This is a genomic window from Maribacter sp. ACAM166, from assembly GCF_005771495.1.
GTDB lineage: Bacteria > Bacteroidota > Bacteroidia > Flavobacteriales > Flavobacteriaceae > Maribacter.
Genome location: NZ_VAUW01000005.1, coordinates 87,356 through 108,554, shown reverse-complemented (window position 1 = coordinate 108,554; position 21,199 = coordinate 87,356). Strand labels below are relative to the sequence as shown.

Sequence of the window (21,199 nt, the reverse complement as noted above, 5' to 3'; positions counted from 1 at the left end):
GTTTAAAAATAAAGAATTGACCGATTAAAAAATACAAAAATTGAATGAAAAAACTCCGACTCATATTAGGTGATCAGCTAAATCAACAACATTCTTGGTTTCAAACTGTAGATGACGATGTCACCTACCTAATGGCAGAAATGAGACAAGAAACCGACTATGTAAAACATCACATTCAAAAAGTAGTGGCCTTCTTTTTGGCAATGCGAAGTTTTGAAGGTGAACTTTCCTCAAAAGGTCACCAATTCATTTACCTCAAACTGAATGACCCCGATAACCCTCAAAAGTTAGAACAGCTAATTTCCAAATACATTAACAAAACAAACGCTAAAAAATTTGAATATCAATTACCTGATGAATATCGTCTTGACCAACAGTTGAAAAATATTTGTGAATCATTAGAAATTGAATCTGATTGTTTTGACACAGAACACTTTTACACAAGTAGATATGAACTAAAAGAGTTCTACGAGGGCAAAAAGCAAATGGTCATGGAAAGCTTTTACCGCATGATGCGAAAAAAGCATCATATTATGATAAACAATGACCAGCCAGAAGGTGGTAAATGGAATTTTGACCAAAGTAACCGTAAAAAATGGAAAGGAGAGCCTAGCATTCCTCATGAGAAAGCATTTACTAAAAATGTCCGCAAAATAATTCATGAACTGAACGCCGCGCAAGTAGAAACCATCGGTAACATAGAGTCAAAATCCTTCAAATGGCCTATTACAAGAACTGACTGTCTTTCTACATTAGATTATTTTTGCCAAGAGCTTTTACTCCATTTTGGTGATTATCAAGATGCGATGCATGAAAATGAAAAATTCCTCTTTCATTCACGCTTATCTTTTGCAATGAATGCCAAAATAATCTCCCCTAAGGAAGTTATTGATACCGTTTTAGACTACTTCTATGAACATCCAAAGGAAATAAACATATCTCAAGTCGAAGGCTTCGTTCGTCAAATCTTGGGTTGGCGAGAATATATGAGAGGCATCTATTGGAAAGAGATGCCAAAGTACAAACAATTAAATACCCTAAACAATACAAATAAATTACCGGATTTCTTTTGGACAGGAAATACCAAAATGAATTGCTTAAAGCAATCTATTGGTCAAAGTTTGAATGACGCTTATGCACACCATATTCAACGCTTAATGGTGATAGGCAATTTCGCATTATTGGCCCAAGTGGATCCCGATGAAGTAGACAAATGGTACCTAGGTGTTTATATCGATGCTATTGAATGGGTTGAAATCACCAACACAAGGGGTATGAGCCAGTTCGCGGATGGGGGCATTGTAGCTACAAAACCATATGTAAGTAGTGCCAATTACATCAATAAAATGAGTAATTATTGTGGTAGCTGTCACTATAGCCATACTAAAAAAACAGGTGCTGATGCTTGTCCTTTTAACGCATTATACTGGAATTTTTTGGAAGCTAAAAAAGAACACTTTAAAGATAACCACAGAATGAATATGATGATGAGTTTATTGGCTAAAATGGACAACACTAAATTAGTAGAATTACAAGAACGTGCTGCTTTAGTCATCAATAACATAGACGATTTTTGATACTAATTTAATATGTACAAATGATCTAATATATGCTTATGAAACATAACTAAAGTGAACTTTCCGCCAGAGTGTCTATCTATAGAAAACACCTCTTCATGACTATGAAAAGGTGTTTTTGTTTTACTCAAACTAAGTATTCAAAACTTAAAATTTAGACTAGTTTTACCACTGTTTTTAGACTAAAATCGCATAATATTTGGGTAATACATTCTTTTCTAAGCACATTTAAAACACCCATTTATATTGGTTTTTGAACACCATATCGACCAACGATAAAAGAAGGTTACGGTGTATCTAACGTAATAAACCTAAAAATTTATGCTGACCAATATCTTGAAAGGGAATGGGTAGAGCATAGTGCCCTAAAAACAAATATGGGGTTATTATTCTATCGGTCACCCATTTGTAATTCGGGCTAGAACTAGAGTTTATTTTACTTCCGATTAACCCAGCAGTTATGATGACGCAGATAGTTACAATACTGAAATACATAAGCTAGGCGGTATTCAAACAATAAAGAGTACTGGACTGCTTGTGAATACCCAAGAAAATGAATTGTTCCTATTTATTAACGAAAAAAGACAGTTGTTTTTTAGTTCAGACGGTCATATACGTTTTGGTAAACGTACTTCGGTAAATAAATATAGCAACAAAGAAGATTGTACTCCAGAAGAGCTTAAATTGAATTGAAGAATGAGGTTCCCAATCCTTCAAATTAAAAAATAAATCTTGGCATTAAAATAAGCTAGTAATAGCCAACCATAAAAAAGTCCTTTACAAGAATGTAAAGGACTTTTTGTTTTACGTTGTTATCCAGAATTTATTCCAAAATTCCATCTACAATTCCATACTCAATGGATTCTGTTGCATTCATCCAATAATCCCTATCAAAATCTTTTAAGACCTTCTCAAATTTTTGTCCACAATTATCTGCCAAAATTTGCGCACTAAGTTCTTTAGTTTTGATTATTTCTCTTGCCTGTATTTCTATATTAGAAGCTTGGCCTCTTGCGCCACCACTTGGCTGGTGAATCATCACCTGTGCATGTGGCTGAATGAACCTTCTTCCTTTTTTACCTACGGATAATAATATAGAACCCATTGATGCGGCCAAACCTGTACAAATTGTTGAAACCGGACTTTTCAAAGATTTTATAGTATCATACATCGCGAAACCAGAAGTAACATAACCACCAGGACTATTTATATAAAGCTGAATTTCTTTACTGTTTTGCATATCTAGATACAATAACCGATCAATTACATGTTTTGCAGAATCGTCATCAACCATACCCCATAGGAATACTTTTCTTTCTTCCAACATTTTCTCATCTATGGCTTCCTGAACTTTTCCTTTTTTAGCACTCATATTTTAAGTTTATTTATCTCTAACAAAATTAAGGAATTTATTGGTAAACAAATACGGCATGAACCAACGGAATTTACATCATGTTTCATATCCCTAAAAATACAAATTTTGTAAAGCTTATAATGATTCCTAAACCAATACGATTTTATCAACAAACTTTTTTATTTGGATGACTACTTTGCCCGTTTTTGTCTTTATAATGACCTACTCCCTCCACGGTTCTTCGTAGTTATCCAATTCTCAACTTACGCCCTACTTCATATATTATTCTAGTAGTAATGGTTCTCAATAAATCTCTTACCACCTCTTTTTTTCATAAAGCCAATACAGTTACCAACAAAAATGCTCCACGTACAAAGGTGAAACTTTTGCTATATACGCCCGCTTGACTAAACGTAGTAGTACACGTAAAAATGATAATCAAGCAAAACAACACATTCCCGTAAAATTTAATAAAAGATCTATGCTGGTGTCTTAATAAGACAGTTGATTTTTCCTCCGGCGGAATTATCGTGAGCACTTTTGGAAGTCGATTTCTTACTGAATTGATTTCCGATTAGTATAAAACAAAACCTTTTCGGAAAAGTCACTACTATTGATTGTTTACAAAAAATAAAAATAGGTTAAAGATTCGGTAATTAATATATTTGGATATAATTGAACTAAAAATGAAAAATATACTTCTTCTTTCCCTTTGTATCTTAACGCTCGCTACTAGTTGTAAAATCGATAAAAAACAACCTGAAACGAAAACTACTGCAGCAAAGAAATTAACTGTTTTAGAGAAAATTGCAAATGCCCATGGTTACGAAAACTGGAGAAATATTTCAAGTATAAAATTCACGTTTAATGTAGACCAAGATTCTTCGCATTTTGAACGTACTTGGTTATGGAAAACAGGCTCTAACGATGTCACCATGATGACAAGACAAGACACAATCACCTACAATAGAAAAGCAGTAGATAGTGCTATGGCTGGTACGGATGGTGGTTTTGTAAATGATAAATTTTGGTTATTGGCACCTTATCAATTAGTTTGGGACCAAGCCAGTTTTACGTATGAACATACAGAAAATGTAGAAGCTCCTATAAGCAAAACACCGATGCATAAGTTAACAACGGTCTATGCCAATGATGGTGGTTATACACCTGGTGATGCTTACGATTATTATTTTGGTGACGACTATATTATTAAAGAATGGGTGTATAGAAAAGAAAACCAGACAGAACCAAATATGGCGACAAGTTGGGAAGATTATAAGAATTTAAACGGTTTAAAAATCGGGATGATGCACAAAAGACCTGACACTGACTTTTCATTATACTTTTCTGGGGTTGAAGTGGAATAAGTCGGTAAAGTGTTTGATAATTCAAATACAACGCAACCGACACGATGAAACCTCACTTTTGTATTCTACTCTTATTTTCAATTTTCACCTACTCACAAAATAGACGGAGCGGTATTGTTTTGGTTGAGGCGGATAAATCTCCTATGGAATTTGTTGGTATCTATAATGGAACGGAACATACAATGACTAATGCGGATGGGCGTTTTCTATTTTCTTCCACTTCAGATTCTATCACTATTTATAGGCCTGGCTATGATAAACGTAGCACTTCTTTTCAAAAAGTAAGTGATACCATTTACCTGCAAAAAAGTGTTTTAGAATTAAATGAGGTTACCGTTACCAACGAAAAAACACTCTGGCAAAAAGTAAAGGATTCTATAAAATCTAATTACGCATTGTACCCTTATAAAGAAAAGTTTTTATTGAGAGGAGTTTTAAGGTATAATGGTGAAATCACAAGAATACAGGATATACAAGGTAAATTGAAACGAAAAACGCTTTTATATACGTAAGAAATTAAACTTGATAAAAAAGATTATACCGTAGAATTAACTAACAGGCGTAAAGTAGGATTGATACATGATAATAAAGACAACTATTTTAAATTCTTTACGTTCCATAAAGTATTCTTGAATTTAACTCCGATGAATGCTACTGGAGATGATTTTGAATTATCTGAGTCTTCATTTGATCATGGAAGTAAAATTAAACTTAGCTTTAAAACGCTACCACATATTAAAACCGAAAACACTTTTGGGGAATATATCGTAAATGCAGAAAACAACGCTATTGAGCGCTTTCATTTAATTACTGAAACCAAAAACGCTCCATTTCAGGAAAGCGGAAATAGTAGGTATAGAACTATATCATCAGAAAGAGAAATATCACTTGCTAAATTACCAAAAAGTAAAAAATATTTTATCGCATCTTCCAAACTAACTTCGAAAATCGAGCAAACAGATGAGACCAAATCTTATACTTCATTTTATGATGTTACCTACATCATGACAACAACCGAAAATGAAGGTGATTTTAAGGTTAAAAAAAATGTTAGCAGTAGCAAAGACATATTTAAAATCAAATATCCTTATAATACCGATTATTGGAATACACAAAACCAATTGTTACAAACAGATGAAATGTTGAATTTTATTAAAAATGTGCAAAACCCAGCAAACGGATTTAAAGTTAGAAGTAATATTAAAAACTAAATCGGGATGGTTTAACCTCCGTCTTGCGCCTTTTTCTTTTTCAACAAAAATGTAAATAGGAGTATTAAAAATCCACATGCAAGAAGCACTACAAAACTTCGAGTAAGGCTATAATTTTCTGCTAAAAATCCTAAAATAGGTGGAGCACATAAAAACCCAGCGTAACCAGAACCAGCAATAAATGCTATTCCTTTCGAAGAATCTACACCTTTTACATTTCCTCCAATTCGAAATACTTCCGGTACCATAACCGAAAATCCTAATCCATTCAGAGCAAACCCAAAAATACTTAAATAAGTGTCGGTAGTCAGCACTAATACATAGCCAACTATTGCCAATACAGTACCTAGGGTAACCATTTTTATAGAACCAATCTTCTCACTAAACCCATCACCCAAAAACCGACCAAGTGTCATGGTCACCTGAAATGCCAAAAAACCTGTGCCCCATAACGCTTCTGGCGCCATAGTGATTTCCTTTAAATAGAGTCCGCTCCAATCTACTATAGCCCCCTCGCTACCCATAGCAACAAAAGATATTAGACCTAAAACTAAAAGTGGCTTAAATAGCCGTAGGGTAAAGGGTTCCTTTTCTTGTACTTCAGCAGTCTCCGAAAAAAACTGGTTTCGAAATTTAAAATTAACTATAAGAACCAATAGCACAGCGCATGACATGTGCAGTACAGGGTTGGATAACGGACCAATCAAAAAACTACCCATTCCAGCCAAAACGCCTCCTAGGCTAAAAAAGCCATGTGAGGCAGCCATAAACTTTACCTTGTCCTTTTTTTCTATTTCGGTAACCAAAGTATTCATAGAAATATCAGTAATACCGTTTGCAGCGCCGAAAAGAAAAAGGGCTCCCATCAAAACATAATAATTTGTGGCCAATAACGGCAACATGGCAGCTGCACAACTTAGTACTACTCCATAAAATGTTGCTTTACCGACTCCTACTCTATTAATTATGGTAGATGCAAACGGAAAAATACAGAACACCCCTAAAGCCAGAAAAAAAATAGCAAGACCTAATTCTGACTTACTAATATCTAACGCTTCTTTTACGGTTGGGATGTAAATTGCCCATGTACCAAAAAGAATATTTATACTAGCGAAAACCCAAGAGGGCCCGAAATAACGCGCATTACCTAAAATTAGCTTTAAGGATTTCATTTAAAATTGGTTATTTACTTCGGCTTAAATCAGCAAAAGGTTTGTTGATTGTTGGAATCACATAAATGTCGGCGAATACTTCATACGTTGTTCTTTGCCTCATCCATCATTTACTTTACCATAATACCTGCTTTCAATAGTTGTCCGAATCGATACATATCTTCATACGAGGAGTAAAAAGGTGCTGGTGCCAAACGTATGACATTAGGTTCGCGCCAATCGGTAATTACACCATTTTCCATTAAATAATTAAACAAAGATTTTCCTTGTCCATGCAGAAAAACAGATAATTGACAACCACGATCTTTAGGTGTAATAATCTCGAACGAACTATCTACCTCGGTATCAATCTCATGAAGAATAAACTCTAAGTAAGAAACAATTTTAATTCTCTTTTCAATCAAGGCCGGCATTCCTACTTCCTCGAACATTGTTAAGGATGCTAAATAAGGAGCAACGGATAATATAGGCGCATTACTAATTTGCCAAGCATCTGCATTTTCCATGGGTTCAAATTCGGGTTTCATTAAAAAGCGAGTGTCCTTTTTTGTTCCCCACCAACCTTCAAACCTTGGAATATCTTTTTTGTTCAGGTACTTCTTATGTACATAAATCCCTGATGCATTGCCAGGGCCACTGTTCATGTATTTGTAACTACACCATGATGCGAAATCGGCATTCCAATCATGCAATTTCAATTCTACATTACCAACCGCATGTGCCAAATCCCAACCAACCATGGCTCCCGCCAATTTTCCTGCTTTGGTAATGGCTTCCATGTCCATAACCTGACCATTATAATAATTAACACCTCCAATTAAAACCAAGGCAAGTTCATCTCCTACTTCTTCTATTTTTTTAAGTATATCTTCAGTTCTCCAATGGTGCTCTCCATCGCGTTTCTTTACCTCTACAATCGTTTCATTTGGGTCTAACCCATGAAATCGTACTTGACTCTGAAACATGTATTGATCGCTAGGGAAGGCTTTTTCTTCGCAGATAATTTTAAACCGAGTAGTTGTCGGCCTATAAAACGAAACCATAAGTAAGTGGAGGTTAACCGTTAAGGTATTCATTACCGAAACTTCTTCTGGTAACGCCCCTACAACTTTAGCCAACGGTTCGGCTAACCGCTCATGGTAATCCCACCAAGGTTTTTCAGCGTAGAAATGACCCTCAACGGCCAGTTCTGCCCAATCTTTCATTACCTCATCTACAAAACCCTTCGTACGTTTTGGTTGCAGCCCTAACGAATTTCCTGTAAAATAGATAACCTCTTTTCCGTTAATTTTAGGAAAAATAAACTCATCTCTATAAGATCTTAACGTGTCGGTTGCATCTAGCGATTGTGCAAACTCCAATGTATTTTTAAATTCCATAACTAATTTTATATAAAAGTAATCATAAGCCCTTAAACTAAAGTACCACGATGAATAATAGAATACTAAGGCTTGGTTCGTAAACGCATTTCTACCATATGATTTTTAAAACCCACTTTTTTATAGGCGCGTAAGGCAGGTTCATTCTCACTATATACGGTTAGCCGTAATTCAACCAACCCAAGAGCGTTAGCCCATTTCTTCAAACTACCTATGATATCTCCATTAATACCTCTCCCTCTATATGCTGGGTCAGTATACATAAAACCTAAATACGCATACGCATCATGATCCAAATAATGCCGTGCAGCTTTTTCCAAGGCGTAACCCGTAGCTACTATCTTATCTCCATCACAAGCGACCAGTACCATTGCTTTGGAGTTACTCATTAATCCCTGCAAATCATAGTAAGTTACTTTTTCATTTTTAATCGTTGGGTCTAAAGGGCGCTCTGCTTTAATAACTTCCTGCTCGTGCTGTAAGAGTACAGGTAAATCATCTTGTATGGCTTCCCTAAGTATTATTTTGGTGTTCATTATGCTTCTTTTTAGATGGCATTAAATTAAGGCTTAAAACCCTATTTTTGCAAAAAGAAACGTATGCATTTTCTATCGCCACTATTAGAAAATTATTTGGCCGATAATTCACAAGAAGAGCCAAGTTTATTACAAGAACTAACACGCGAGACCCATTTAAAAGTAATTCAACCACGTATGCTAACCGGTCATTTTCAAGGCCGTGTACTCAGTCTTTTATCCAAGATAATTAGTCCAAAATACATTCTTGAAATTGGAACCTACACTGGGTATTCTGCACTTTGCTTGGCCGAAGGATTACGTACAGATGGAGAACTGCATACCATTGATGTAAATGCCGAATTAGAACAAATTCAACGAACGTATTTTGACAGGAGTCAATATGGCTCACAAATCATTCAACATATAGGAAATGCATTAGATATTATTCCTAATCTTGATGTTACTTTCGATCTTGTTTTTATTGATGCAGAAAAGAAACAATATGATTATTATCTTGAAAAGGTACTGCCCAAAACGAAATCGGGCTCTATAATCCTTTCAGATAATGTATTGTGGTCGGGTAAGGTGGTCGAACCTCTAGACCCGAAGGATACGGCAACAAAAGTACTCTTAGACTACAATAAAAAGCTAAGTCAGCATCCACTATTGGAGACCGTATTGCTACCTATACGTGATGGGTTGACCTTAAGTAGGGTGAAATAAGTAATTGATATAATTTATAAAATATCCAAGCGGCAAGCATACCTACCAAAGCACCTACCATAAGGTCGATAGGAAAATGTACCCCGACATAAATTCTACTCATAACAAATAAAATAGGCCAGATATAAAATAGGTATACCCATTTAAAATGTTGCCTTAGAAATAAAACCACCAGCGTTGTTATGGAAAATGAGGATGAAGCATGCCCTGAGAAAAAGCTATATCCAGACGGGCTCCTTAAAATACGAATAAGCGTATGAAGTTCGTCATCGTTATTAGGTCTTAATCGTGTCACTACCTCTTTCGTTAAATCTGTAAGGGTGGTCACAAAAAACACCATAAGCAATAGCGTCAAAATCATAGATAATGCATCACGCTTGGTGAATTTTATAAAAAACAAAGAGATAATAAGTACAAATAAGGGAATCCAAGTTGGAAATTTAGTAACAGTAGACCAAAAGAAATCGTACTGTTCTATACCAAGACTGTTTAGGTAGACAAAGGCCTCACGATCCCATTGCAAAACCCTATCCAACATACGGGGCTACTTTCTCTTTATACTACCCGCAACATCACTGACGTTCTTGCCTACATCGCTAATTTGTTTTTTAACATCTTTGACCAAACCAGAATCAACATCCTTTTTCATGTCATCGATATCTTTTTTGATATCCTTCACGAAACTTGTGTCAATACCTTGCTTATCAGCACTCTTTTGAATTTCCTGCTTGATATCTTCGGTCGCATCTTTTAACTGACGCATACCCTTTCCTAATCCCTTGGCGATACCAGGAATTTTATCGGCACCAAAAACCATCACCACTATAAACATAATGAAGAAAATTTCTGCGCCACTAATAAATAATGAATACATAGCAATCATACTACAAATATAAACAAGTTTAGTATCCAAAATTAAAAAGCCTCGTAGTTATACGTGGCTTTTTTAAAAAAAAATTATTCTTATTCTCCTTGAATTTTCTCCTTCATTTTATCGAAGTCGCTCACTTGCTCTTTCTTTGGCCAACTATTGTTCGTTGTATCAATATCTGCTGTTTCCATTTTAGGATCAACAAGTACTCCTTCAAGCTCAGACATTGATGAAATGACCATTTTTACTTCCTTATTATTCTTTCTCCAAATTTCTGGTGGGTAGGTTATATTTTTAACCGAACCGTCTGCATAGGTATATTCTACAATTAATGGCATCGGCAGACCCCCAGGGCTATTGTAGGTAATCTCATAGAAATATTTTGGTTCTTTAACAGCAGCTCTTTCAGCTTCTGTCATCGCATCCATCATATACTCTTTTAGCGTTTTAGAAGATTCTGACGGCAAGTTGCCCTTAAGCTCTGTAGGAACCATATCGGTATCGCTATATTCCTCTAAATAAACAAATGGTAATAAATTTGCCTCGGTCATGCCACGGTCAGAAAGATATGCCTGCATTTTTTTATTCGGCGTATCGCTTACATAATACTTTTTAATGTCTTTCACTCCTATATCCACATAATCGGTCGTATAAAACCATCCTCTCCAATACCAATCTAAATCAACCGCAGAGGCATCTTCCATCGTTCTGAAAAAATCTTCTGGAGTTGGATGTTTAAACATCCAACGGTGAGAATACGTTTTAAACGCATGATCAAATAGCTCACGCCCCATTACTGTTTCCCTTAAAATATTCAGGGCCGTTGCTGGTTTCCCGTAAGCATTTGGACCTAATTGAAATACATTTTCAGGATTGGACATGATGGGTGATATCGTACTTTGATCACCACTCATATAAGGTACTATTTTGGATGGATCACCTCTTCTAGATGGATATTTATCATTCGGTGCGATAGCTTCAGGAAAAGTTTCCCCAAACTCTTGTTCGGCCATAAACTGCATAAAGGTATCAAGACCTTCATCCATCCAGCCCCATTGGCGTTCGTCTGAATTAACGATCATCGGGAAAAAGTTATGACCTACCTCATGAATGATGACACTTATCATACCGAATTTTGTTCGGTCAGAATAGCTGCCATCTTCGTTTGGTCTACCGTAGTTCCAGCAAATCATAGGATATTCCATCCCTTGATTTTTTGCATGTACCGATATTGCTTTTGGATAAGGATAATCGAACGTATGTGATGAATACGACTTAAGGGTATGTGCTACTGCCTTTGTTGAATATTCTTCCCATAATGGATTACCTTCTTTTGGATACATAGAAATTGCCATGATGTCTCTATCCCCTAATTTCACCGCTTGCATATCCCAAATGAATTTTCGAGACGTTGCAAATCCGAAATCACGAACATTTTCGGCCTTCAGCTTCCATGTTTTGGTTTTATCTGAAAAGCCTTTTTCAGCTGCTTCGGCTTCTGCTTGCGTTACAATGATAACAGGTTTGTCGTATGACTTTTTAGCTTGCTCATAACGGCTCATCATTTCTTTAGAGTAGACCTCTTTTCTATTTTGAAGTACACCGGTACCATCTAGAATGTGATCCGCAGGAACAGTTATATTAACCTCATAATTCCCAAAAGGAAGCGCAAACTCACCTTTACCCCAAAACTGGTGGTTCTGCCATCCTTCTACATCATTGTAAACGGCCATTCTTGGAAAAAACTGAGCAATTACATACGCTCTGTTTCCATCATTCTCAAAAAATTCGTATCCTGATCTGGCTCTATTGACCGTATGGTCTGGAATAGTATAGTTCCATTTTATATCAAAGGAAAATTTATCACCGCTTTTTAAAGGTGTCGCAAGATCGACACGCATCATGGTGAAATTAACGGTAAACGGCAGTGCCTTACCAGAATCATCCTTCACATAATCAATAGTAAAACCACCATCAAAAGGGGTTGTCATATACTTGTTGACGAAATCACTAGCCTTTTCGTTCATAGGAACTACACTATCGTCGCGTAGCAGTGCTTTAGAATCTTTCGTCCGAACATTCTGGTCTAATTGCAACCATAAATACGTTAAATTATCGGGAGAATTATTGATGTATGTAATTGTTTCTTCCCCAAAAATTTTGGCATTCTTATCGTCTAAGCGAATGTCCATCACATAATCTGCTTGTTGTTGATAGTAGTCAGGCCCTGGAGCGCCAGAAGCTGACCTATAGGTATTTGGGGTTGCAAATTCTTCATAAAGTTGTTTAAACTTATTCTGGTTGTAATGCCCTGGCTCCTTTTCGTTGGTCTCTGCATCTTGTGCAAAGGTAACCGCTGCGAAAAGAAATAAAATAGAGGGGAACACGTATTTTATTCTTATCATTATTTAGTTTTTAGTGGCAGAAAATTAAAGTTTTTTGTATGAATTACTCATTTTATGTTACAAATTTAACATTCCTTTAGTATGTGATTTTACCAACACATGGCTCTTTTTCTTTCCATTAACCTTAAAATGAACAACATTTTGCTGATCATCGTAGATATCAGTGAGCACTTCATTTTGAATCCCAATTTGCTTTAAACTCCTTAGGGGAATATCGGGCACCTCCAAATAGCAAATAACCATATCGGTATCATATTTTTTACCTATAAATTCGTACTTGACCGTTTCACCATTAATTTCTACTAAAAATTTAGTACGTAGGTATTTTTCCAAATACGCTCGATCCATAGCCGATTCGCTATCCGTACCTAATTCAGAAGGCACACCATAACGTTCTTTAATTACAGCATTCATATCGTCAATAAATATGCGGGTAATGATTTGCACCGATTGATTCTTTTCAGAATAATCGACGTTGGTGACACTTATATAAAATTTATGAGCCCCAACAAAAGCAAAAAGCGGAAGCAATACCATTAACAACCCAGTCTTAACAAATCTCATTGTATTTTTTTTAGTAAACCTCTGCAAACCATATGCCAAAGATTACCGCTAATCTATCGCATTGTTCGCTCTATAAATCACCCCTTTCTGTCGCATATATTCCCAAATTTTGATTTGATCATGCGTATCTACTATGCCTTGAAATCGCGGGTCTACTTCACAGTAATATAGAAAATCATCGATTTTTTCTATGGGAATGCGTAATTGTTTTTCATATATACTATCTGCAAAGAAATCACGTACGCGTTCAGTTCTATCGTACAGTTTATTTCGTGCGACCCGTTGTTTCAACATTTTGGTTCGCCCAGTTATGGCATTGATTAATGGATCAAAACTCATTAATGGATTAGCTGTTGCAGCTGTAAGTTCTCGCTCTGCCTTTGTAGGTATTCGTATATATGCATTGGGCAACCCTAACGTAGATGCGGTAACTACAGGGTCTAATGACAATGTCGCCAAATCTTTGATCAAATCGCCACTGAGGTTATAGGGTGTAACCGTTACCTCATCTAATTCGGTCAAGGCATCTTCCAAGCCTACGGTGACAAATTTACTTTCTAGAATTGAAGAGGTTACCACAACAACCTTTTTCTTGTACTGTACCGCAGAAAACTCTAAGGTATCCGATAGATGTACCGATAGTGTAAAAAACCCATTATTATCGGTAATCGTTGCTCTTTTTGTAGTTAGGTTAAGTACGTGGGTGGCCGCTACGTCGCCATCATCGCTATACACCCTACCCTCTAAGTTTTTAGACCCGCCGGTCTGGCCTACCGCCGTAACTGTAGAAAAAAAAATAAGAATAAGGAGACTACTCCTCATCAATACCTATAAGAAATGCCTTGCTATTTGTAACTAGCGCATCTATAAGCTGAAATTCATTTTCCTTTCTCAGAAGTGACTGTGCAGGCATTCGTGTATCGCAATATATCAAGAATTCATCTATTCTATCTTGTGGTATTTGAAGGTCAACCACAAAAAATGAATTATCATATACCTGTCTTAATACATCGCTCACCAATAATTTTGGTCCGGCATCTGCTGTTTCATCCTGAGATTTGAATATTGCCCTAAAAATATTAACAAAATTCAACCCATCTTGCATTCCTCTTTCAGATTGGGACAATGATATATTCTCTACCTCGGTACCCCGGTCAATCTCATATTCATATCCTTTAAATTCTTCATTCTTGGCCTTTAAAAAGCGCTCTTGCTGATCGGGCGTAATCACCACTTCATCCAACTCGGTTACTTTTTCATTTACCTCAACGACCAAACGATTATTGGCTAAAATCTCTTCGGTTATGGTCACCACTTTTATATTGTAGTTCACTGCTGTAAAAACCAATTGATCACCAAGCTTTACATTAATTCTAAATAACCCTTTATCATTCGTAATTGTCGCTCTTTCGGCGGTTGCGTTAATCACATTTTCATTGGGTACGGCAACATTCATATAGATTACAGAACCATTTAAGGGTCGTCTATCGTCATCTTGTGAAAATCCCGCTACTACGGTACATAATACTACTAAGAAAAGTATTTTTTTGGTCATCTATTTTTATTTGAACTGAATAAACCCCTACTCACAGGGTATGCAGCGTATAAAGTAAAGATATGTAGCCATGATAAAAAAACCCCTGTCAATAAACTTTTGTTAATTTCTTGACCACCGCCTCAAAAACAATCGTAAAATAATCAACTGTTCATTACCTAAGAATACCTTTTTTTTATTTTAATTACTTTATGTAAAAAAGTCAGTTCGAGTGTTATATTTTACTATTCTTTCTTTGGAAAATCTGGTATACATCAGTAAAAATAAGTAGCACTATCGAGAACTGTTCTATGGCCTAAAAATATATCTAGACACATTTTTTACACCTTATATTTCGAAAAAATACTCGAATTGGCACTCGTTTTTGCTACTCCAAACAAAATCTAAAACGGGTTAAGAATAGGTGCGCATTCAATAGGTAATGATGCTCTTTAACCTATAAGCGCAATATTTCATCTTATTAATCAAGCTAAATTAGCAGATAATCCTATTTTTGTTTCTTACTATTTAGGTCCTAAAACGCTTAGTATGAAAGCAGTAATTTTCTTTGCCTTATTTATAATGCTCACGATACCCACTGTTTTTGGGCAAATAAAAATAGGAGACAATCCTCAGAATATAGACCCTTCGTCTGTTTTGGAACTGGAGAGCCGTTCAAAAGTGTTGGTGATTACGCGTATCACCACGACAGAAATGGATGCAATAACCCCTCAACGAGGTGGTATGGTCTATAATACCGATACTGCGTGTATCCATTATTTTGATGGCACACAATGGATCAATTTATGTGATGCCGTAAGCTTCACTATTACCAATGACCCTATTGTAAATAATAGAAGTACCATTGAAATCACACAATCAGAAGATGGTTATAATTTAGAAATAGCAAAAAACAGTATTCTTGGAGATAACATTGTTGATGGTGGTATAGGACCCGATGATATACAAGACAATTCTATCGGACAGGATAAACTAGCGGCAGAATCTGTAGGCTCAAGTGAAATACGACAAAATGCGGTGGGGTCTGATGAAATACGAGACGGTAGTATCGTACCCACTGATTTGGCAAACTTTATACCCGGGCAGTTTTTAACTACCGATGAAAACGGTATTGTACAGTGGGAAGATGCCAACGACCTTTACGACTTAACGTTCAGCAAATTAGATACAACCTTAACTATTACCCGTTCTACAATACAAGGAAGTTCAGTCGTTAATCTTGGTGCTTTAATTGGTTCTGATGATCAACAGTTGACCCTTATAGATAATAGTCTCACACTCGAAAACGGTGGGAATTCTATTGATCTTTCGACTTACTTAAATACTGATAGTCAGAATTTAGGCACCGCAACATTAACAGACGAAGAACTTACCATTAGTATTGAAAATGGCGACCCCACTACTGCTGATTTAAGTGCGTTTGCAACAGATATAGGTTTAACGACGGGTCTAAATCTTAAAGAGGATGTGGCCAATAAAGATTCGAATCCTAATTTAGGAATGTCAGAAGATGCCTATCCTACCCAAAATGCGGTTAAAACCTATGTGGATGCGCAGGTAGGAGGGGTCACAACAGATGATGATATAACCGATGCCAATTTAAATACTTTGACAAGTTTACTAACTATCGAAGAGGGTGCTACATCTATAGATGTAAGTCTAGCAGATTTAGAGGAGTCTCAAGCAATCTTGGATGAGACCCAACGCGCAACCAATGCTGAAAATGCAAACGCAACTGCAATAACAGGTTTACAAGCTACCAAAGAATTTATAGCAAATAAAAATCCCAATGTAAATCTTGGCTCTTCTAATACCGATTATCCTACCCAAAATGCGGTAAAAGTATATGTGGATACTGAATTATCATTAGTTGCCGCTGGGTCAGGAACAACGGAATTAGCTGATCAAGCCACCATAACAGGCGATGGTTCTATTGGTAATGAATTTACACTAACTGATGAAGGAATCACACCAATCAAAATACAACCTTCTCTGACAACTGGGCAGTTTTTAAGTACGGATGCCGGTGGGAATGTGGTTTGGGTCAATGTTCCCGCTAGTGGAACTACAGAATTGGCAGACCAAGCCACCATAACAGGCAATGGTTCGATTGGTAATGAATTTACAGTAACTGATGCAGGTATTACTCCAATCAAAATACAACCCTCTCTGACAACTGGACAGTTTTTAGGTACGGATGCCGGCGGGAATGTAGTTTGGGCCAATGTGCCTGCTAGTGGAACTACAGAATTGGCAGATCAAGCCACCATAACAGGCAATGGTTCGATTGGTAATGAATTTAAAGTAACCGATGCAGGTATTACTCCAATCAAAATACAACCCTCTCTGACAACTGGGCAGTTTTTAGGTACGGATGCCGGCGGGAATGTGGTTTGGGCCAATGTGCCTGCTAGTGGAACTACAGAATTGGCAGATCAAGCCACCATAACAGGCAATGGTTCTATTGGTAATGAATTTACAGTAGTAGCGATTGGAACCGCTCAAATAATAAATAACGAAATTTTATTAGTGGACCTTAACCAAAATGGCGCAACCGACGGTCAAATTTTAAAATGGGATGCTACCGAAAATGCTGGAGCTGGAGGTTGGATTGTTTCAGATGATAGAACAGACGGTACTGGTATACCTACATTGGCAAATGCTACCATCCTTATTGGTGATGATTTTAACATTCCTCAGGAAAGAATAGTTTCAGGTGATGCTAGTATGGATAATAATGGCGTTTTAGCTATTTCTGCTGATGCAATTACATCAAATAAGATTGTTGATGGAACCATAGGTAACTTGGATTTAGCGGACAATAGTGTTGGTGTAAATAAGATAGCGGAAGGCCTGGACGGACAAATACTGACTACTAATGGGACCGATGTGGTGTGGGCTACTAGTAGTAATATTGTTAGCACCGATACACCAAATGCAATTACTATAGGAACCGATAGCGGAGCGCTTTATGACGATACACCGTTGACCAACAACATCACTGTAAATACAAACGGAATTGCCACCAATGCAACTGCGCTTGGGAACAAAGAAGATGCCGCAAACAAATCTAATGATGCTGCACTGGCAGATAACTCGACGACCGATTTCCCAACCGAACAGGCTGTAAAAACATATGTGGACACACAGATAGGAACCATCACGGCACCAATAATCGTTAGTGGCAACAGTCCTAATTCAATCACTGTAGGAACGGATGGCGGTGCACTTTACGACGAAACTCCGTTGACCAACAACATCATTGCAAATACAACCGGAATCACCGCCAATGCAACTGCGCTTGGGAACAAAGAAGATACCGCAAACAAATCCAATGATGCTGCACTTACGGATAACTCGACGATCGATTTCCCAACCGAACAGGCTGTAAAAACATACGTGGACACACAGATAGGAATCATAACGGCACCAATAATCGTTAGTGGCAACAGTCCTAATTCAATCACTGTAGGAACGGATGGCGGTGCACTTTACGACGATACTCTGTTGACTAACAACATCACAGCAAATACAAACGGAATCACCGCGAATGCAACTGCGCTTGGGAACAAAGAAGATGCCGCAAACAAATCCAATGATGCTGCACTGGCAGATAACTCGACGACCGATTTCCCAACCGAACAGGCTGTAAAAACATATGTGGACACACAGATAGGAACCATCACGGCACCAATAATCGTTAGTGGCAACAGTCCTAATTCAATCACCGTAGGAACGGATGGCGGTGCACTTTACGACGATACTCCATTGACCAACAACATCACTACAAATACAAACGGAATCACCGCCAATGCGACTGCGCTTGGGAACAAAGAAGATGCTGCAAACAAATCTAATGATGGGACTTTAGTAGATAATTCGATTGATGATTTCCCTACTGAACAAGCTGTTAAAACCTATGTGGATGGCCAAATTTCTGGGTTAAATGTTGGAGATAATTTCTCCAATTCGAATTTACCATTAACTGCAAATAGAGTTCATCAATTAGCTGGATTTGATTTAAGTTTTGACGGTAGCGGAAGTGTAGGAATAGGCAATAACAACCCTCAAAATAAATTACATGTATCAGGAGAAATACGTTCTGAAGGGTACAATTCATCTAAAGGTACTGAAGATTTCCCAGCATATTCATTTAGTACTGGTGATGATAGTGATACTGGTATGTGGAGAGATCAAGCTGATGAACTTGCTTTTTCAGCAGGTGGCCAAGAAGTTTTTAGAATAGAGGAAAATGGTGGAATTCTAGATGCAATAGTTAGTGGGAGATTGGAAATAAACAGTTCATTAATGGATGTTAATAACATACCAGGCGCGGCAGGTCAAATATTGTCCTCTACGGTTGCTGGTGTCCAGTGGATTGATGCAGCTATCAGCGGAACAACCTATACCGAAGGAACAGGTATTATTATTTCTGCAGCAAATGCCATAGGTGTAACAGATTTAGGTATAGATACACAACAATTAGCATCAGATGCCGTAACGTCAGCAAAAATCAAAAATGAGACCATCCTAAATGAAGACATACAAAATAATACTATAAACCCAAATAAGTTAAATCCATCAGGAAATGAAAATGAAGTATTGACAATATCTGGTAGCACCGTAGTTTGGGCAGCTGTAACGCCAGCAGGAAACTCAGACATAACTTCAAGTACCCTACAAGTTACTGGAGGCGCTAATTCAGTATTAAGTAATGTAACTATCGACATAGCTACGGGTGCGATTGGTCAAGGGGAAATCTCTGACAATGCAATTGGCACTAATGAAATAATTGATGGCACTGTGCTAAATGCTGATATTGGAGCTGGCATAACTGGTGCGAAAATACTACCCGACTTTGGTGGTCAAGCTATAACGACAAGCGGCAATTTAAATATTACCGGAACTGGAACTGTAACTGTCCAAGGAGCTCTTGTTCATCCCGACTACGTCTTCCAAAAATATTTCTTAGGCAACTCCATTTTAAACCCAAAGTATGAATTTTCAAACTTGTCTGAAATTGAAGAATTTGTAAAACAAAACAACCACCTACCAGGTATTAAATCTGCCAAAGAAATAAAAGAACAAGGTTTTTTGGATTTGGGGGAAGCCTCTAGAATCAACCTAGAAAAAATTGAAGAACTCTTTCTTCATACTATAGAACAAGAAAAGAAAATTAAGGCCTTAGAATCTGTAAACAAAAATATGGCTTCCGAAGTAGAAGTACTTAAAGCTCAAATGAAAGAAATCAAAAACCTATTGTTAGAAAAGTCCAACGACTAATGAAAAAGCAATTCACACTTCTTTTCATTCTTTTAGTGGTTTCGGCATCTGCCCAAACTGCCCTTTACAATAATGGCAACGTGCGTATTCATGAAGGTGGGAATTTGGGATTTCATACCAACCTCATTAATGTATCGCCTTTCGATAGTAATCTTGGTTTGGTAGGTTTTTATGGCCCACAGCCATTAACCGTTTCTGGTACGTTAACTCCTCAATTTTATGATGTTGAGATTGCACTAGACAATGATTTGCAATTAGCAGTTGGCGTAGACAATAGCAACAATACTAATTTTATTTTAGGCAGCATTCGTACGCCCCTAACCCAACCCGAAATTTTCTATACCTTTTTAAATAATTCGTTTTACACCGGGGAAACTGACGTTTCAAAAGTTGAAGGCTATGCAGCCATTACAAATCAACAGAATTTTGGGTTTCCTGTTGGCGATAGCGAACTTATGCGTCCGTTGATTCTAAATTCAGAAAGCACCAACCTTTTTGCAAAGAGTGCTTATTTCTTTGAGGATGCCAATACTCCGGCTTCGTTACCTGGCAGCTTTAATACGTTTGCAGTTGCGTTAGATGTGGACGTTGTTAGTGCCATTGAATTCTGGCGCTTAGAAGGTAATATACCATCGACCGTAACACTTAGCTGGAATTCTCGTAGCGAAATGGTAAGCTTAACAGATGATGCCGACAAAATCATACCTGTAGGTTGGAGCAAGCTTTCGCAACGGTGGATCAACCTATCGGGCAGTATTCCTGTCGGCAACTTAACCGAAGGGTTCGTTAGCACCGAACAATTCAACCCAGATGATTATGAAATTATCACCCTTGGGGTCTCTAGATTACCTTATGAGCCTTTATCACGAGAAGTACTAAGTTTAGACAATTACATCGTTTCGGTAAATGATGATGGTGTTAACGACTCCTTTTTTATACCTGAACTAGAAGACTTAGGTACTAATCTTGTTCAGATTTATGACCGTTACGGTCTAAAGGTTTTTGAAATGGCAAACTACATAGACGAATTTGCAGGATTTTCTAATTTAAACAACGTACCCTTCAGTTCAGAAAAAGGATTGCCCATTGGCGTTTATTTCTACACCATTTACATTAGTGAAGGCGACCTAAACTACCAGGGGTTTTTATATTTGGCGCGCTAGTTGAATTAAGCCAGTTATGAAACAATTCTATGACCTTTTTAGAGTTAAAACTTAACA

At 37.1% G+C, this 21,199-nt stretch carries 17 protein-coding genes; 7 read left to right on the top strand and 10 right to left on the bottom strand.

The window, feature by feature from the left end:
* The first annotated feature begins 44 nt into the window (after positions 1-44).
* A complete protein-coding gene (locus ES765_RS05975; RefSeq protein ID WP_138112244.1) occupies positions 45-1,577 on the top strand; it encodes a cryptochrome/photolyase family protein in 1,533 nt (510 codons plus the stop codon).
* Between the two features lie 823 nt (positions 1,578-2,400).
* Here ES765_RS05975 and ES765_RS05970 read toward each other — a convergent pair.
* Positions 2,401-2,949 (bottom strand): ClpP family protease, encoded by a 549-nt coding sequence (locus tag ES765_RS05970; protein WP_138112242.1) that lies wholly within the window; start codon positions 2,947-2,949, stop codon positions 2,401-2,403.
* Positions 2,950-3,617: 668 nt separating this feature from the next.
* On the opposite strand from ES765_RS05970, the gene ES765_RS05965 reads away from it, so the two are divergent.
* From ES765_RS05965 to ES765_RS05955, 3 genes are all read left to right on the top strand, one after another.
* Positions 3,618-4,298 (top strand): hypothetical protein, encoded by a 681-nt coding sequence (locus ES765_RS05965; protein WP_138112240.1) that lies wholly within the window; start codon positions 3,618-3,620, stop codon positions 4,296-4,298.
* A 44-nt stretch (positions 4,299-4,342) separates the two neighbouring features.
* A complete protein-coding gene (locus tag ES765_RS05960; RefSeq protein WP_138112238.1) occupies positions 4,343-4,810 on the top strand; it encodes a carboxypeptidase-like regulatory domain-containing protein in 468 nt (155 codons plus the stop codon).
* 132 nt (positions 4,811-4,942) lie between these two features.
* Positions 4,943-5,509, top strand: coding sequence for a hypothetical protein (locus tag ES765_RS05955; protein ID WP_138112236.1), 567 nt, complete (start codon positions 4,943-4,945; stop codon positions 5,507-5,509).
* Between the two features lie 11 nt (positions 5,510-5,520).
* Here ES765_RS05955 and ES765_RS05950 read toward each other — a convergent pair whose 3' ends face one another.
* The 3 genes from ES765_RS05950 to ES765_RS05940 form a co-directional block, all read right to left on the bottom strand.
* Complete coding sequence (locus tag ES765_RS05950; protein ID WP_138112234.1) at positions 5,521-6,681, bottom strand: MFS transporter; 1,161 nt, start codon at positions 6,679-6,681, stop codon at positions 5,521-5,523.
* Between the two features lie 110 nt (positions 6,682-6,791).
* Positions 6,792-8,060 carry a kynureninase gene (gene kynU, locus ES765_RS05945; protein WP_138112232.1) on the bottom strand — a complete coding sequence of 423 codons (1,269 nt, stop codon included), beginning with the start codon at positions 8,058-8,060 and terminating at the stop codon, positions 6,792-6,794.
* Between the two features lie 65 nt (positions 8,061-8,125).
* Entirely contained in the window at positions 8,126-8,596 is a 471-nt protein-coding gene (locus ES765_RS05940; RefSeq protein ID WP_138112230.1) for a GNAT family N-acetyltransferase, read from the bottom strand.
* 63 nt (positions 8,597-8,659) lie between these two features.
* On the opposite strand from ES765_RS05940, the gene ES765_RS05935 reads away from it, so the two are divergent.
* Positions 8,660-9,301, top strand: coding sequence for an O-methyltransferase (locus ES765_RS05935; protein ID WP_138112228.1), 642 nt, complete (start codon positions 8,660-8,662; stop codon positions 9,299-9,301).
* Here ES765_RS05935 and ES765_RS05930 read toward each other — a convergent pair.
* The 6 genes from ES765_RS05930 to ES765_RS05905 form a co-directional block, all read right to left on the bottom strand.
* Complete coding sequence (locus tag ES765_RS05930; protein ID WP_138112226.1) at positions 9,264-9,839, bottom strand: phosphatase PAP2 family protein; 576 nt, start codon at positions 9,837-9,839, stop codon at positions 9,264-9,266. The two genes, ES765_RS05935 and ES765_RS05930, sit on opposite strands and share 38 nt — an antisense overlap.
* Before the next feature lie 6 nt (positions 9,840-9,845).
* Positions 9,846-10,175, bottom strand: coding sequence for a twin-arginine translocase TatA/TatE family subunit (locus ES765_RS05925; protein ID WP_410504371.1), 330 nt, complete (start codon positions 10,173-10,175; stop codon positions 9,846-9,848).
* 89 nt (positions 10,176-10,264) lie between these two features.
* Positions 10,265-12,577: a M1 family metallopeptidase gene (locus tag ES765_RS05920; RefSeq protein WP_138112224.1), complete on the bottom strand. Its 2,313-nt coding sequence runs from the start codon at positions 12,575-12,577 to the stop codon at positions 10,265-10,267.
* 57 nt (positions 12,578-12,634) lie between these two features.
* A complete protein-coding gene (locus ES765_RS05915; protein WP_138112222.1) occupies positions 12,635-13,141 on the bottom strand; it encodes a DUF6702 family protein in 507 nt (168 codons plus the stop codon).
* Between the two features lie 48 nt (positions 13,142-13,189).
* Positions 13,190-13,963, bottom strand: a complete 774-nt coding sequence (locus tag ES765_RS05910) for a carboxypeptidase-like regulatory domain-containing protein (protein ID WP_138112220.1) — start codon at positions 13,961-13,963, stop codon at positions 13,190-13,192.
* Positions 13,953-14,696: a hypothetical protein gene (locus ES765_RS05905; RefSeq protein WP_138112218.1), complete on the bottom strand. Its 744-nt coding sequence runs from the start codon at positions 14,694-14,696 to the stop codon at positions 13,953-13,955. Before ES765_RS05905 ends, ES765_RS05910 begins: the two co-directional genes overlap by 11 nt.
* A gap of 528 nt (positions 14,697-15,224) precedes the next feature.
* On the opposite strand from ES765_RS05905, the gene ES765_RS05900 reads away from it, so the two are divergent.
* On the top strand, positions 15,225-19,979 hold the full coding sequence (locus tag ES765_RS05900) for a beta strand repeat-containing protein (RefSeq protein ID WP_138112216.1): 4,755 nt from the start codon (positions 15,225-15,227) through the stop codon (positions 19,977-19,979).
* Positions 19,979-21,142, top strand: coding sequence for a gliding motility-associated C-terminal domain-containing protein (locus ES765_RS05895; protein WP_138112214.1), 1,164 nt, complete (start codon positions 19,979-19,981; stop codon positions 21,140-21,142). The genes ES765_RS05900 and ES765_RS05895 overlap by 1 nt, the downstream gene beginning before the upstream one ends.
* Positions 21,143-21,199 lie beyond the last annotated feature (57 nt).

Excerpts from the sequence above, each read along its gene's own strand:
- ES765_RS05905 (WP_138112218.1), bottom strand. The coding sequence starts at position 14,696 with ATGACCAAAAAAATACTTTTCTTAGTAGTATTATGTACCGTAGTAGCG.
- ES765_RS05970 (WP_138112242.1), bottom strand. The coding sequence starts at position 2,949 with ATGAGTGCTAAAAAAGGAAAAGTTCAGGAAGCCATAGATGAGAAAATG.
- ES765_RS05965 (WP_138112240.1), top strand. The coding sequence starts at position 3,618 with ATGAAAAATATACTTCTTCTTTCCCTTTGTATCTTAACGCTCGCTACT.
- ES765_RS05950 (WP_138112234.1), bottom strand. The coding sequence starts at position 6,681 with ATGAAATCCTTAAAGCTAATTTTAGGTAATGCGCGTTATTTCGGGCCC.
- ES765_RS05925 (WP_410504371.1), bottom strand. The coding sequence starts at position 10,175 with ATGTATTCATTATTTATTAGTGGCGCAGAAATTTTCTTCATTATGTTT.
- ES765_RS05975 (WP_138112244.1), top strand. The coding sequence starts at position 45 with ATGAAAAAACTCCGACTCATATTAGGTGATCAGCTAAATCAACAACAT.
- ES765_RS05895 (WP_138112214.1), top strand. The coding sequence starts at position 19,979 with ATGAAAAAGCAATTCACACTTCTTTTCATTCTTTTAGTGGTTTCGGCA.
- ES765_RS05960 (WP_138112238.1), top strand. The coding sequence starts at position 4,343 with ATGAAACCTCACTTTTGTATTCTACTCTTATTTTCAATTTTCACCTAC.
- ES765_RS05920 (WP_138112224.1), bottom strand. The coding sequence starts at position 12,577 with ATGATAAGAATAAAATACGTGTTCCCCTCTATTTTATTTCTTTTCGCA.
- ES765_RS05935 (WP_138112228.1), top strand. The coding sequence starts at position 8,660 with ATGCATTTTCTATCGCCACTATTAGAAAATTATTTGGCCGATAATTCA.
- ES765_RS05930 (WP_138112226.1), bottom strand. The coding sequence starts at position 9,839 with ATGTTGGATAGGGTTTTGCAATGGGATCGTGAGGCCTTTGTCTACCTA.
- kynU (WP_138112232.1), bottom strand. The coding sequence starts at position 8,060 with ATGGAATTTAAAAATACATTGGAGTTTGCACAATCGCTAGATGCAACC.
- ES765_RS05955 (WP_138112236.1), top strand. The coding sequence starts at position 4,943 with ATGAATGCTACTGGAGATGATTTTGAATTATCTGAGTCTTCATTTGAT.
- ES765_RS05915 (WP_138112222.1), bottom strand. The coding sequence starts at position 13,141 with ATGAGATTTGTTAAGACTGGGTTGTTAATGGTATTGCTTCCGCTTTTT.
- ES765_RS05900 (WP_138112216.1), top strand. The coding sequence starts at position 15,225 with ATGAAAGCAGTAATTTTCTTTGCCTTATTTATAATGCTCACGATACCC.
- ES765_RS05910 (WP_138112220.1), bottom strand. The coding sequence starts at position 13,963 with ATGAGGAGTAGTCTCCTTATTCTTATTTTTTTTTCTACAGTTACGGCG.
- ES765_RS05940 (WP_138112230.1), bottom strand. The coding sequence starts at position 8,596 with ATGAACACCAAAATAATACTTAGGGAAGCCATACAAGATGATTTACCT.